Origin of the sequence: Flavobacterium sp. MR2016-29, assembly GCF_015350695.1 — a bacterium.
In the GTDB taxonomy this organism is placed as follows: domain Bacteria; phylum Bacteroidota; class Bacteroidia; order Flavobacteriales; family Flavobacteriaceae; genus Flavobacterium.
This window is the reverse complement of record NZ_JADKPU010000001.1, coordinates 1,287,948-1,303,240: the sequence shown is the minus strand read 5'-3', so window position 1 is coordinate 1,303,240 and position 15,293 is coordinate 1,287,948. Positions and strand designations below refer to the sequence as shown.

Below are 15,293 nucleotides of genomic sequence, written 5' to 3'. Positions count from 1 at the left end.
ATTTATTTCTGCTGCAAAAGTAGGGCATAAGTAGGGCTACTCACAATAAGATGTGATTATTAATATTTATTTAGTGATAGTATTTAGTTATGACTTAGATTGTGAGTTTTGTAAGTTATTGAAGGTCAATATTTACTGGTAATAATCCGTTACAAGTTTTATTTTCTAAGAATTGAATTCCCGCATTTTTTTGAAACTCTTCAAAGTCCTGATAAACTTGTATAAGTCCAGAAGCCTTTTTCAGATTCGGAATCAAAGGTAAAACATACGGATTTCCGAAAACATAGAGGACACATTTTTTATTTTGCAATAAATTTGAAACCAAAGCAAAAACTTCATCATTAACTTCAAAATTATTCAATGGTTTTGCCTTTGGAACAAATAATGAAATAATTATGGTTTCAAAATTTTCAAGCTCTTTTTCAATTGATTTACTATCTGAAATTTCTAAATTTTCAAAAGCAAATTCAGGAGAGGGCAATTTTGAATTTAAAGTTGCAAAAAAAGTATTTTCAGTACTTTTATATAAACTCAACTTTGCTAATTGATTATTTTTTTGAGCTTCAAAAGCCAATTCTGTATTCGAATTGTCTATAATTTTTGTAATTGAATTTTGAGCAATTTTAAAGTTTAATTCTGATGCTTTTTCAAAATTTAATGTTCCTGAAGTAAAATTATTTTGAGAAAGAATTCCAACTTTTTCTTTGGCTTTCATAATTCGATTGAAACTTTCTTCAATGCGTTCCAGAGAAGCTTTTTTAAGAATTGCTTCAATTCCTTCTGGAACATTTTCAGCAAAGCATAAAACATCATTTCCAGCATTGAAAGCTTCCCATTCTAAATCTCCTTTGGTTTCGTATAATTTAGAAACGCTGTGCATGTTTAAGGCATCAGAAATCACTAAACCATCATAGCCTAATTTCTCGCGCAGAAGTGTTTGAATAACCGCTTTTGATAAAGTTGCAGATGTATCTTTTCCGTCGTTTAAACTAGGAACAGCCAAATGTCCGATCATAATCGAGTCGACATTATTTTCAATTCCTTTGATGAATGGATATAATTCGTTTTCTAATAATTCTTCTAGCGTTTCATTTAAAACAGGCAATCCTAAATGCGAATCGACATTCGTATTTCCGTGTCCTGGAAAGTGTTTGAGACAGCCTAAAATACCAACTTCAGACATTCCCTTTAAATATTCAACAGCAAAATTGGCTACTTTTTCTTTGTTTTCACCAAAAGAGCGATAACCAATAACGGGATTATTCGGATTGTTATTAATGTCTGCCAAAGGCGATAAATTGTAATGAATTCCGGCAGCTTTTAAGTCTAAGCCAATTTGTTTTCCAACTTCATAAACCAAGTATGATTTATTTTCTGGTAAAGCACCAAGCGTAATCGCATACGGATATTGCGGTGTTTTTTCAATTCGCATTGCCAAACCCCATTCGGCATCAATACTTATTAAGAGTGGAGTAGAAGCGGCTTGTTGATAACGAATAATCAAATCTTTGATTTTTTGATAACTATCATCATTAAAAACAACTTTTTTCTTGCTTTCGTAGTTCGTTGCAGCACTGGCACGACTGTGAAAAAAAGTCAATCCGCCAATGTTATATTCTTTTATTAAACGCTCCGTTTCTTGAATGTTTTCTTCGGTGTCATTTATAAAAACAGCTGGGAAAAAAAATTGTCCCACCTTTTGTTTTAAATCTTGAGTCGTCATTTTCATTATTATAAAATCTTTTTCATGCAAACACTGTTTTCCATCTCTTCGTAAGGAGGGTAATTGGGTATAATAGAATAACCTAGTTTTTGGTACAAGTTAATGGCTTCTGGCTGTTTTTTTCCTGTTTCTAAAACCGTGTAAGGATAATTTAATTCACCTGCCCAAATTTCTAAAGCATCTAAAACTTTTGAAGCAATTCCTTTTTTTCGATAATCTGGATGCACAAACATACGCTTGATTTCGACTGTTTGCGGTTCTTTTTCTCTAAAAGCGCCACAGCCCACTGCAACGTCATTTTCGTAAAAAACAATAACGTGTTTTATTTTGTCTGTTTTATTGTACTGATTATAAAATGCGTGATCATCTCCGTCTCTAATTGCTAAATCTTGGTCTAATAAAACAACCAGATTTTTGAAATCATTATCGTCAGAGTTTGTTCTTTTTATGCTGCTCATGATTAAATGCGCTAAGATTTATGCTGTTATTTGAGTTTGCTTTTCTTTTGTTTAGCAAGCTGAGTTTTAGTTTGAAGTGCTTTTTCTAATCGGTTTTTAAAACGAAAAAGTTTTGGCAAACCTTCAATTCGGTCTTCGATTGTAATTTCTTCGTAAACAATTATTGCTTTTTCTAAAACCCGAATTTCATTGTCGAGATCGAGTTGATTTTTGTAGATTGTAGCCAGTCGATCGTAAGGATGATTTCCTTTAAAGCTTTCCGCGACATTTTCCTCATATAATTCAATTGCTTTTTCAAGATTTCCGGTTTTTTCGAATTCAACTCCTTTCAAGTTGCGTTCGGCCTGCAAATTTTCATTGATTTCCATAGGTAAGATGTTTGATTTGGGGTTAAACTTCTTCTGATTTTTTCCCAAAATCTTTCGGGAAAATTAAAAAACGTGATAAAATAATACCAGGAATTGTAGCCAGAAATACCCAAATAAAGAAATTTCCGTAACCTAAATATTCCTGAATGTAACCACTTACCATTCCCGGCAACATCATTCCCATTGCCATAAAACCGGTTGCAAGTGCATAATGTGCAGTTTTAGATTCTCCTTCAGCCACATAAATCAAATACATCATAAAAGCAGCAAAACCAAAACCGTAACCAAATTGTTCAATTATTACAACAGCATAAATATAATAAATAGAAGCCGGATGAAAATGTGCTAACATGATAAAACCAATTATCGGCAAATGCATGGTTAAAATCATGGGAAGCATCCATTTTGTCAGACCTTGTTTTGAAATTGCAATTCCGCCTAAAATGCCACCTAAGGTTAAAGCAATTAATCCAAAAGTTCCATAAATCAAACCAATATCTTCGGTTTCAAGTCCCATACCGCCTTTTTTGATTGTTTTTTGATTTCCTTTATTAGTAATCAATAAATTTACAAAGTCAATTCTGGCTTTATTTGCATTTTTATATTCTTCCTTATCTTTATTTTTTACTTCTTCCAACGGTTTCGTCTCATCTCTCATCTGCACTAAAATAGGCAGTTTAGAATAAAGCGATTGTAGTTCTAAATCCGATAACCTTTCACCGTTTTTAACCTTTGAATTGTATAATTCTAATGCCTTTATCTGACCTTCGTCTAATCCCAATCCTGTTTCAACTAATTCATATTTAATTGGATCTACTAAAAAAGGAGTCAGCATTTTAATTAATTGCGATTCTCCTAATCTGAATAATAAGATAAAAGCAAGGACTATAAGAATTTGTTTTTTCTTGAAGAAACTTGCAAAAATACTTGCAAAGCTTTGTTTATTTGTATCTATAGGTTTTTCGCCTGCGTTTATTTCAGTTTTTGGTGTGGAGAAAAAATTGTATACGGTTATAAAAGTCATTAAGAAACCAACAGCAATCATGGTGTAAGACCAAGCTTTAGTATTGTCTCCATATTTGTGTTCCAGATATCCAGCTAATAAAACAATTAATCCGTTTCCGGCCAACATTGCGAGCCTATAAAAAGTACTTCTTATTCCAATAAAAAATGATTGTTTGTCTTCAGGCAAAACCAATAAATAAAAGCCATCGCTGGCAATATCATTTGAAGCTGAAGCAAAGGCGGCAACCCAAAAAATGGCCAAGGTCATCATGAAAAAACCACTTGTTGGAATTGTAAATCCGACTAATAAAAAGGCAATTGAAATAAGCAATTGCATCGATAAAAACCATTTTCTTTTTGTTCCGATTAATTCGATAAAAGGACTCCAAAGTGGTTTGATTACCCAAGGCAGATACAATAAACTGGTATAAAGACCAATGTCTTTGTTAGAGATTCCAAGTTTTTTGTACATGATTACCGAAACCGAAATAATTACGGCGTAAGGCAGGCCAGAAGCAAAATTTAGAAGCGGAATCCAATACCAAGGTTTATTATCTGTTTTCATTAGGCTGAGCAGGGGAATAGATTTTAAATGTCTTTTTTAAGTCGATAATAGTTGGTGTACTTTCGTTTGCAAAATAATCAATAAATGTCACAGCGCAAGCTTTATACTGATTCATTTTTTCTGCAGGGATAGAAAATGCAATTGTTTCAGCGTTATCACGTACTAACACTTTCTGAACAATTTGCCTAGCATCGTTAATATCAATCTTTGAAATATGATCTGCTCCGTAAATTACCATATAACGGACTTTTGTATTGTACGGAGATTTAATGGTAAAAGTATAATGAATGCTGTCTTTTGCATATTCATTTACAACCGGCGTATCTATAATAACGTGTTTTAAATTTGGAACTGCAGTCGTAAGTGCAGGATATTTGTATTGATTTTCTTGTATTAGTCTTACAATGTCAAAGTTTTTAGTCATGAACCACTTGGCACTGAAATAAGCACTCCCGCCTACTTTTTTGAAACTTCTGGCAAAATCAATCTGTGTTGGAATTTCGCTTGCAAAGTTCCAGCTTTTATCGCTGTCGCCTCTAATTTTATAAGAAGCGTGACCAATATAAACTGCAGTATTATTAGAATTTTCTGCCCACCATTTTACCAATTTAGAATAAGAAGCTCTCGGATTATTCATACTCCAGTACAATTGCGGCATAATGTAGTCAATCCATTTTTGGTCCATCCATAAAACAGGATCGGCATATAAATCGTCGTAGTTTGAAGTTGACTGTGTTTCAGAACCTTTCGGATCTTGTGATTTATTTCTCCAAACGCCAAATGGACTAATTCCGAATTGAACCCAAGGTTTGCTTGCTTTGATGGTAGTAGAAATCGTGTGCACAAAGTTGCTCACATTGGCACGGCGCCAGTCGCCAATGCTTAAACCAGAACCATATTTTTTATAAGATGCTGTATCGTTAAATACTTTTCCTGGAACTGCGTACGGATAGAAATAATCATCAAAATGAATCGCATCGATATCGTATTTATCAACAACTTCTTTTACTACTTTAGTTAAATGTTCCTGAACTTCAGGCAAAGCAGGGTCGTAGTAATATTTTCCGCCATATTCAATCATCCATTCTGGGTGTTTGAAAATATCATGATTTGGACTTAACAGATTTTTATTCAAATCGAAAGTCGCACGATACGGATTAAGCCAAGCGTGAAATTCGAAACCTCTCGCATGCGCCTGTTCAATCATCCATGCAAGTGCATCATAATAAGGAGTTGGAGCCTGACCTTCTTTCCCAGTTAAAAAGCGAGACCAAGGTGCCAGTTCAGAAGGATAAAAAGCATCGCCAACACTTCTTACCTGTACAATTACAGCGTTATAATTTAGTTTTTTATAAGTATCTAAAATTTCAAGATAATCAGCTTTTTCTTTCTCAACACCATCTGTTGCTGTTTTTGGCCAGTCAATGTTTACGACGGTTGCAATCCAAACACCTCTAAATTCGTTTTTAGGATAAAGTGCTTTTTCCTGTGCGTTAACGCTCCATCCAAGGAACAATAAAAGTATGATAGAGAATAATAGTTGCTGATTTTTATGCATTGTAATCTTTTTTAAACAAAAACCAAAAATAGTTTTTTTAGATGAGTATAAGAAATTATAATTTTATAATAGTGTTCTTATATTTTGAGGCTGTCTTATACTTTAAAAATTAGTCCTTTTTTATAAAAATACCATAATACACAACTCCATAAAATTATATATAGTATTGAGTACAACAAAGATGATACCATTTGGTTTTCAAAAAGTGGACTAATCCAGAAATGATAAGCATAATCTCTAACGTTGATTGTATCTCCAATATTTTCAGGATCTTGAATTTTAATCATGGTAAGCGCACGCGGTAAAATTCCGGAAACAAAGAACACAATCATTGGATTAACGCCCCAAGACAATAAAAAAGGCGTCCATTTTTTATAGCTGAGAACATCAATAATATAATAAATTATAGAAAGGATTAAAAGAGCAATTCCGGATGTGAATAAAACGTACGAGCTGGTCCAGATCGATTTGTTTATAGGAAAAGCCAAAGACCATAGCAGTCCTAAAGCGATCAAACCAATACTTGTAATTGCCATTGTTTTGGTAATTTGTAATTTTGGCAAAGGCTTGATAAGCAATTGCCCAATTAATAAACCAATCACGCCATTTGCAATAACAGGCAAAGTACTTAAAATACCTTCGGGATCCCAGGTTTTAGTTTCGATATACATATGATTTTCAAGCAAAACACTGTCCAGCCAAGATGCCAAATTAGTAACCGGTTCAAGATTTGCATAGCCAATGCCGGGAACAGGAATTAAAGTCATCAATGCCCAATAACCCAATAAAATTGAGGCGCTTAAAATAATTTGTGTCTTGATATTTGTTTTTAAATAAATAAGCGAGACAAAAAAATAGACAATTCCTATACGCTGTAAGACGCCAAATAATCGAACTTTAGCAAAGTTTTCGTGACCGCTGTAAGCTAATCCTAAAAGAGTGATAAAAATTAAAACTGCTAAAATGGTTTTTGTTTTGAGTTTGAAATTTCCAATTAAACAGTAACCCACCAAAATGGTAAAAAACAAACGGATACTTAAAAGAAGCAATCCGGGCTGTAATCCTAAAAAATAGATGGAATAGAAGTAGCCGAGAAACATTCCTAAACAAATGATTCTTAGAGAGCGTGTTATTATTTTAAGGAAGTTTTCAGGATCGTCTTTTTTTATTGGCATAGCCAAAGGAATTGCGATCCCAACGATAAATATGAAAGTTGGAAAAACTAAATCGGCTAGCGTACAGCCGTTCCATTTTGCGTGATCTAAAATCGGGTAAACATAACTCCAGCTTCCTGGATTGTTTACAAGTGTCATTAATAAGACAGTCAGTCCTCTTAAAACATCAACTGAGATGATGCGGTCTTTCATTTTTTTTTGGTTTGTGGTTAGATTTTGGTTTGTTAGTCTTTTTTTGGTTTAATTAGGCATCGAAATTTTCCCCATAGTTACAGATGGAATTTTTTGCGAACCAAAATTAAAATCTCCTCCAGCAACTGTTTCATTGGCTAAAACGGCAAATAAAACAGCTTCTTTGGCATCGCTGGAAATACCTAGATCATCGCTTTTATAAAATTGACATGGCAATAATTCTTTTAGCCAGCTTACCAGTAACGGATTATTTGTTCCGCCGCCAGACATATAGATTTTGAAATCTTCAATTTTATATGAAGTGTTTTTTACAGCGTATTGAATGGCTTCTGCAATAGTTTCGGCACTAAATCGCGTTAAGGTTGCCAATAAATCTGGAGCTGGAATATTCTGAACGTTGCTTTTTTCCAGAGCAGTATTTACATAATTGGCGCCAAATAATTCTTGGCCGATTGTTTTTGGAAAACTTTTTTTGAAGAAATCATTGTCTTTTAAATGCTGCAAAAGCAATTTATTTACAGTTCCTTGTTTGGCTATTTCTGCATCTTTATCATAGCTTTTTTCAGGATAATATTGTTTTACAAAAAGATCGATTAAAGTATTTCCGGGACCAGAATCGGTTACAAAAGTTTCTTCGGCATTTAAAGTCGCTGGCAAATAAGTGAAATTGGCAATTCCTCCCATATTCAGCATAATACGATTTTCTCCTTTTTTTCCGAATAAAAAATAATCGCCATAAACGGCTAATGGAGCACCTTCACCACCTGCAGCAATATGTTTTTGTCTAAAATCAGATAATGTTATGATGCCTGTTTTTACCGCAATATGATCTCCGTCGCCAATTTGTAAAGTAGCGTTTGGGAACTTTTCCTGCTTGTGAAGAAATTTTGGCGCATGTAAAACAGTTTGTCCGTGCGATGCAATTAAATCGACTTCATCCGATGAAATTTTCCATTTTTTTAGGCTTTCGTTTATCATTTCGGCATGAAGCAAACCAATCCATTCGTTAATCAGCACCAAATGTTGAAAGTCGATATTTTTTTGAGCAAAAACTTTTCGAATTTCAATTTTAATTTCCTCAGAATAATCAATGGTTTCAAACTGAATAATTTTCACGTCAGTGTTTTCGCCTGAACCAGAGATTTCGCATAACGCAATATCGAGGCCGTCAAGAGAAGTTCCGGACATAAGCCCAATAATTTTTCGAGTTTGCTTTTGGGCAATTTTATAAAGTGCCTTAATGTTTTTGTTCATAAAAGTTCATTTAAAATGCTAAAGTTAACCACTTGGGGGCAATTAATTCTAACAAATAAGGACATAGATTTTATTAGCTTTATAAAAATCCTTTCACTAAAAATAAAGTAGATAGCTCTATGTGTTAGAAAATAGTTTCTTTTCGTACACTTTTTTATTCAAAATATAAAATCTATGTTTCTATGGGTTTAATAAAACCTAACAGGGCAAAATTATTTTATTATAGATTCATAAATTATTTTCTGAATATCTTCCCGAATTTTTTCTTTGGCTAATTTATTTCCTTCTTCGCCAACTTCAGGATAGGTTCTATTAGACAGAAAAACGTATACAATTTCAGTTTCGGGATCAACCCAAGCCATGTTTCCAGTAAATCCGGTATGTCCAAAACTAGAAGGTGATGTGCATTGGCAAGTCGGGCCATCTTTTCCCATTCTTTTATCAAAACCTAAACCTCTTTCAACGCCTTCGGCACAATAAAAACAAGTATTAAAAGTATCGAAGGTAGCAGCCGAAAAATAACGTTTGCCTCCATAACTTCCTTTTTGCAAAAATAGTTGCATCATTTTAGCAACATCCATTGCATTCGAGAAAATTCCCGCGTGACCAGCAATGCCGCCTTCCATAGCCGCAGCCATATCGTGCACATAACCCTGAATTACCTGATGTCTAAAATAAGTATCGATTTCAGTTGGAGCAATTGCATTTTTATCAAATCTCGACAGCGGATTGTATGTAGTGTAATTCATTCCGATTGAGTTGTAGAAATTCTCTTTGCTTAAATCTTCCAATTTTTCGTGCGTTGCTCTTTCTAAATATTCTTTTAAAATGATAAAAGTAAAATCGCTGTATTTGTATTCTTTTTTAATTGAAATTGGAGAGTCGGCGATAAATTTCATGATCGTGTCGTGATAATCATTTCGAATAAAAAGGCTGTCAGCTACTTTTGTGGTGAAATTTTTCTCTGGAATTTTTCTGTAATATTTAGCCAGCGGATAACCTTTCGCATCAATTGTAGATTTGTAAAACGGACTCCAGGCAATAAGTCCGGCATAATGATTTAATAGCTCTTTAAACGAAATATCTTTTTTATTTGATTTTGCAAAAAGAGGCAGCATTGTTCCTAGTTTTGTGTCTAAAGCAACTTTGTTTTTATCATACAACTGCATGACATTTGGAAGTGTCGAAATCATTTTAGAAATCGATGCGACATCAAATAAATCAGTATTCGATACTTTTACATCTTTATCGTACGTATGATATCCGTACGATTTCTGAAAAACGACATTTCCTTTTCTGGCCACTAAAACCTGCATTCCTGGCGCCATTTTGCCATCAATTGCTTTTTGTGCAATGGCATCAATTTTAGAAAGAATAGCAGAATTCATTCCCACGTTTTCTGGTGTTTCAAAACCTAAGCGATCTATTTTTTGAGTTGTTAAACCTTCATTAACTTTAAAATTTTCATTAATAGAAACCGGAAGTTTTCCTTTTGCCTCTTTTGCTCCAAATAAAATTTCGGCAGAGACAATTTGAGAAATCGCTGCATTTTGATACGAAACAATTACCCCTTCAATATCATCAAAATTAGGTATTGGCAGCAGTGAATATGGTTTAGCGAAAACATCTAAAATTACTTTATTATTTTCGGCAATTTTTTGAAGCGAAAATAATTCCATTTCTGTAAAATCTTGCTTTTCCCAAGGTTTATTGATTTTATGAAAACCAATTATTACGAGATCGTATTTTTTTAATTCTGCGTTTAAAGTGTCGACGTTGGTATTCGCAACTTCAGTGATTTCGGTATATTTTTTTAATGCATTTATAAAATCGCTGTTATCATCGTCGCCTAATTTTACGTAAGCAATTTTTTGATTTAGATTTTTTATTGGCAGAATTTCTTTTTCATTTTTTAAAACGGTAATGGCATTTTCATATAATTTATAATGAAGCGCATCATTTTGCGGACCGTTAATATCTTGCTGTAAATTTTGTAAATCAGCAGGTTTGTATTTGTTTAAGCCAGCCTTGTATTTATAATGAAGAATTTTTTTAACCGAATGTGCCAAACGATCTTCTGTAATTTGACCATCTGCGTAAAAACTCTTTAGTTTTTCTACTGCCGTTGGTACATCATCTGGACAGAGAAAAATATCATTTCCGGCTTGTAAAACGGCTAATTCAAGATCGCCAACGCCTTTAAAATTGCTTGCGCCTTTCATGCCTAAACCATCTGTAAAAATTAGTCCGTCAAAACCCATTTGTTTTTGAAGCAGATTTGTTACCACTTCATAAGAGGCAGAAGATGGATAATTTTCGCGTGGTTCTAAACTCGGAATATTAAGATGACCCACCATTACAGATGCTAAACCTTCATCAAACAATTGTTTGTACGGATATAATTCAACTTCGTCAATACGTTCTTTAGAAAAAGAAACGATTGGCAATGTTTTATGCGAATCTGAAGAAGTGTCGCCATGTCCGGGGAAATGTTTTCCTGTGCAAAGAACGCCTTGACTTTGAATTCCTTTCATTAAAGCAACGGCTCTATTGCCCACATTTACTTTGTTTTCTCCAAAAGAACGATTGCCAATTATAGGATTCAGCGGATTTGTATTGATGTCTAAAACTGGCGCAAAATTAAAGTGGATTCCCATTCGCTTGCATTCGGCGCCCATATTTTTACCGACATTTTCAATTAAATTTAAATCCTGAATCGCGCCCAAAGTCATGTTCCAAGGATAACGGTATGTTGAATCTAAGCGCATGCTCAAGCCCCATTCGGCATCTAGTCCTATAAACATAGGAACTTTTGCTTTTGCCTGATAAACATTGGTCAATTTTGCCTGGCGAACCGGACCGCCTTGAAAAAAAATGATCCCGCCAACTTTATAATTTTCAACCAAAGCTTTTATTTTATTTTCATGAACGGAATCTTTGTTTGAATAAGCCGAAACAAAAAATAACTGTCCCAGTTTTTCATCTAAATCCATTTTAGAATAAATGCTGTCTGCCCAACGATTTTCAGCATCAGAGTCTTTTAAAAAAGACTTTCTTTCTGATTTGTTTTTGGCAATGTAGGTTTCTTTTTTTTCTGTTGAAATTGATTTGTCAACAATAGCTTTTGTTTTATTTTTTTTAGAAACGCCACAGTTTATAATTAAAAAAAGGACAGCTAAAAAGAGGCCTATTTTTATAATTGAATTTTTCATTGAATTATTTTTTGGCAATAGAATATCAATTAAATGAATTTGTATTGCTGTTTTTCATGTTTTTAAAAAGATATTTTTTCGTCAGAAGTTTTGCTGGTAAAGTAAATTCCGATGTAAGTAAATAATCCGTTTATTATAATTAATTCGTTATCAAAAGTATATCCTAACAATTGAGCTGAATTTTCGCTTAAAAAATAAGTTAGTATTGGAGAAATAAGACAGATTATAGGAATCAATTTGTCGTTTACTCTTCTTAATTTTTGCAATAATCCGAAAGCATATAATCCTAATAGTGGTCCGTAAGTATAAGATGCGGCTCTAAAAATTAGGGCTACAACAGAACTGTCGTTAAAAGAATTCAGCACAATAATTACTAAAAAAAGCAAGATTGAAAATCCAAAATGCACAAAATGTCTTTTCTTAATATTGTTTGTATTGGTTAAATTTTCAGATTTATCCATTCCGAGAAAATCAACGCAAAAAGAAGTTGTGAGTGCCGTTAAAGCCGAATCTGTTGTGGCAAAAGTTGCTGCTATAATTCCCAAAAGAAAAACAAAAGCCGGAATAATAGATAAATGATTTAAGGCAATTTCTGGAAAAAGCAAATCGGTTCGAGGTTTATTTGTTACCAAATCTAACGGAATTGCAACATGATTTTGATTAGCGTAGATGTATAATAATGCGCCTAAACTTAAAAAAATGATGTTGATTAAAACAAAAATTCCGGTAAACGTAAACATGTTTTTTTGTGCCTCGCCGATGTTTTTGCAGCTCAGGTTTTTCTGCATTAAATCTTGATCCAGCCCAACCATTGCAATTGTCACGAACATGCCGCCAAGAATTTGTTTTACAAAATGATATTTATTGCTAAAGAAATCATCAAAGAAAAATACTTTAGAATAATTGCTTTTTTGAATGGTGGAAATCGATTCAATAATTGTTAAATCTAAACTGTCGCAGACAAAATAAATGGTGATAAAAACAGAAGTCACCAAGAAAAATGTCTGCAGCGTATCTGTTATAATAATAGTTTTCAGTCCGCTTTTATAAGTGTATAAAAAGATGAGTGTAAGTGCTAAAAATACTGTCAGTGGAAACGGAATATGATAATAGTTAAACACATAGCGCTGTAAAACAATGACAACCAAATAAAGCCTAAAAGCGGAACTGATTGTTCGTGAAATCAAGAATATTGAAGCGGCAGTTTTGTAGCTGTTTGCGCCCATTCGCTGCTCAATATAGCTATAAATCGAAGTCAGATTCATTCGATAATAGAGTGGGAGCAAGACTTTAGCAATTATGATAAATCCGATTGCGTTTCCTAATACAAACTGAAAATATTTGAATTGTTCTCCGTTTGGCGAACCAACTTCTCCCGGTACAGAAATAAAAGTTACGCCCGAAAGCGCGGTGCCAATCATACCAAAAGCAACTAAGTACCATTTAGAATTTTTATTTGCTTTGAAAAAAGAATCATTGTCCTGACCTTTTTTGCTTGTAATGTTTGAAATGAGCAGTAAAAGCCCAAAATAAACAAAGATGAAAATTAAAATAGTACTTGAAGACATTATGTTTTTGGTTTAGTTATCAGGTTGTTTTTGGTTATTTTTTTAAACTGTTTTCTGATAAAACAGCACGCACGCTTTTGTGTTTTTGCAATAATTCGGCAGCTAGATCATATTCAATTTCCAATTCTTCCATTATCATTTTGATACCGCGTTTTACTAATTTTTCGTTGGATAACTGCATGTCTACCATTTTGTTGCCTTTTACTTTTCCTAGTTTTATCATTACAGCTGTCGAAATCATGTTTAGAGCTAATTTTTGTGCCGTTCCTGATTTCATTCTTGTACTTCCGGTAAGGAACTCCGGTCCAACAATAAGTTCGATCGGATGGTCTGCAACTTGAGCAATCAGTCCGTTGCTGATGCAAGAAATACTTCCTGTTTTAATGTTGTTTTCTTTTGCTTTTTTCAATCCTCCCAAAACATAAGGCGTATTTCCTGAAGCTGCAATTCCGATAATAAAATCCAAGCTCGATACTTCAAATTTAGCTAAATCTTTCCAAGCTTGTTCGGTATCATCTTCTGCATTTTCAACCGCTTTTCTGATCGCTGTGTCACCTCCAGCAATAATTCCGATAATCATATCGTGTGAAACTCCAAAAGTTGGCGGACATTCAGAAGCGTCTAAAATTCCGATTCGGCCAGAAGTTCCTGCTCCAATATAAAATAATCTGCCTCCGAGCTGCATCTTTTTCACTATCGATTTTACTAATTTCTCAATCTTCGGAATTTGCAGCTCAACAATATGCGGTACTTTTTTATCTTCTGTATTGATGTTAAGGAGAAGTTCCTTAACGCTCATTTGATCTAAATCTTTGTATAAAGATTCTTGCTCAGTTTCAGGATTTTTATTTTTCATTTTTTCTTTTTTTTGTAGGCGGTATGCGTGAAATTCAAAAACTTTTCTGATTCAGAATTTCGATTGTTAATAATAGGTTAAGTTCTATTTTATAAAAAGAATAGGCAGTTTTGAGGAAGTTTATTTTGATGACCACCTTTGCTAGTAAAGCAAATAGGGTTTTCTTATTTTTTTAAAGTTTTCTAAATCTTTTTTCCAGCTTTCTCGAATTTCTTTCTCTGAAGTTCCGGCTTCTACTTGCTGTTGCAGTTTTTTTGTTCCAGCCAATTTTGTAAAAAACGGAGTAAAGAATTTAGATTTGTCAGAAGTATTTTGATACGCTTTAATGAGCCATTTCAATTCGAGCTGATTCAGTTTTGGATAAGCAGTTAAGTCCTCTCCAAAACATTCTTTGCCATTATAAAGAGGATCTTTTGCACCAAAATTTGGTTTCGGAACAAAAGAAAAATTTCCTTTTGGCAAATAAGGAGAACCGTAGATTTGAAATTGTTTTTCGGTTCCTCGGCCAACGCTCACGGTGGTTCCTTCAAATAAACATAAACTTGCATATAAATTTATAGCTTGATCATTAGGAAGATTTGGTGAAGGTTTTACAAGAAGGCTGTAACTCATTTCTCGTTTATAATTTAAACATGGAATTACGGTTAATTTGCATTGTGCACCATCTTTAAGCCATTTTTCTCCATTAATCATTTGCCCGTATTCACCAATTGTCATGCCGTGCAAAAGCGGAATTGGGTGCATGCCCACAAAACTCGTGAATTCTTTTTCGAGCAAAGGGCCATCGGTAATTCTTCCGTTTGGATTTGGCCGGTCTAAAATGACAAGCGGTATATTGTTTTCTGCACAAGCCTCCATAACATAATGCAAAGATGAAATATAAGTGTAAAAACGAGCACCAACATCTTGAAGATCAAAAATTATTACATCAATTCCAGCTAATTGTTCTTTTTTTGGTTTTCTATTTTCTCCATAAAGCGAAACAATCGAAAGTCCGGTTTTGGCATCTTTTCCATCAACAACATGCTCGCCTGCATCTGCAGTTCCTCTAAAACCGTGCTCAGGAGCAAAAATGGTTTTGATATTTATTTTTTTCTCTAATAAAAAATCAACCAAGTGTTTTTTGTTGGATAAAATTCCAGTTTGATTGGTTACAATGCCAACTTTTTTGTCTTTTAATAAAGGAAGATATTTTTCGAAATTATCAGCTCCTGTTTTAATTTCATTACTGCCATTGATTTTATTTTGAATGATTTCTGTTGAAGAATTGGCATTCGACGCACTTGAAATGATCAAAAATAAAATAAAAGCGATTTTTTTAAAGGATTGAAACATAACACAAAAGTTTAAATTACGATT

At 33.6% G+C, this 15,293-nt stretch carries 11 protein-coding genes; all 11 read right to left on the bottom strand.

All coding sequences use genetic code 11. The features are described from left to right. Positions 1–115: 115 nt before the first annotated feature. Positions 116–1,723, bottom strand: coding sequence for a glycoside hydrolase family 3 protein (locus tag IR010_RS05825; protein ID WP_410505232.1), 1,608 nt, complete (start codon positions 1,721–1,723; stop codon positions 116–118). A gap of 8 nt (positions 1,724–1,731) precedes the next feature. Further along, complete coding sequence (locus tag IR010_RS05820) at positions 1,732–2,181, bottom strand: GNAT family N-acetyltransferase (RefSeq protein ID WP_194602395.1); 450 nt, start codon at positions 2,179–2,181, stop codon at positions 1,732–1,734. A 26-nt stretch (positions 2,182–2,207) separates the two neighbouring features. Next, on the bottom strand, positions 2,208–2,549 hold the full coding sequence (locus IR010_RS05815; RefSeq protein WP_029268541.1) for a hypothetical protein: 342 nt from the start codon (positions 2,547–2,549) through the stop codon (positions 2,208–2,210). A 22-nt stretch (positions 2,550–2,571) separates the two neighbouring features. Beyond that, complete coding sequence (locus tag IR010_RS05810) at positions 2,572–4,119, bottom strand: MFS transporter (RefSeq protein ID WP_194567294.1); 1,548 nt, start codon at positions 4,117–4,119, stop codon at positions 2,572–2,574. Continuing rightward, entirely contained in the window at positions 4,106–5,677 is a 1,572-nt protein-coding gene (locus tag IR010_RS05805; protein ID WP_194602392.1) for a glycoside hydrolase family 10 protein, read from the bottom strand. Before IR010_RS05805 ends, IR010_RS05810 begins: the two co-directional genes overlap by 14 nt. A gap of 95 nt (positions 5,678–5,772) precedes the next feature. Further along, positions 5,773–7,044, bottom strand: a complete 1,272-nt coding sequence (locus IR010_RS05800) for an acyltransferase family protein (protein ID WP_194602389.1) — start codon at positions 7,042–7,044, stop codon at positions 5,773–5,775. A gap of 48 nt (positions 7,045–7,092) precedes the next feature. After that, the gene (locus tag IR010_RS05795; protein ID WP_194602386.1) at positions 7,093–8,298 is read right to left on the bottom strand and encodes an anhydro-N-acetylmuramic acid kinase; all 1,206 of its coding nucleotides are present in this window, start codon (positions 8,296–8,298) and stop codon (positions 7,093–7,095) included. Between the two features lie 212 nt (positions 8,299–8,510). Continuing rightward, positions 8,511–11,510, bottom strand: coding sequence for a glycoside hydrolase family 3 N-terminal domain-containing protein (locus IR010_RS05790; RefSeq protein ID WP_194602381.1), 3,000 nt, complete (start codon positions 11,508–11,510; stop codon positions 8,511–8,513). Positions 11,511–11,572: 62 nt separating this feature from the next. Next, a complete protein-coding gene (locus IR010_RS05785) occupies positions 11,573–13,078 on the bottom strand; it encodes a sodium:solute symporter (RefSeq protein WP_194602377.1) in 1,506 nt (501 codons plus the stop codon). A 34-nt stretch (positions 13,079–13,112) separates the two neighbouring features. Further along, positions 13,113–13,934, bottom strand: a complete 822-nt coding sequence (gene murQ / locus IR010_RS05780; protein ID WP_194602374.1) for an N-acetylmuramic acid 6-phosphate etherase — start codon at positions 13,932–13,934, stop codon at positions 13,113–13,115. A gap of 141 nt (positions 13,935–14,075) precedes the next feature. Beyond that, complete coding sequence (locus IR010_RS05775) at positions 14,076–15,269, bottom strand: exo-beta-N-acetylmuramidase NamZ domain-containing protein (protein WP_194602371.1); 1,194 nt, start codon at positions 15,267–15,269, stop codon at positions 14,076–14,078. Between the last annotated feature and the right edge of the window lie 24 nt (positions 15,270–15,293).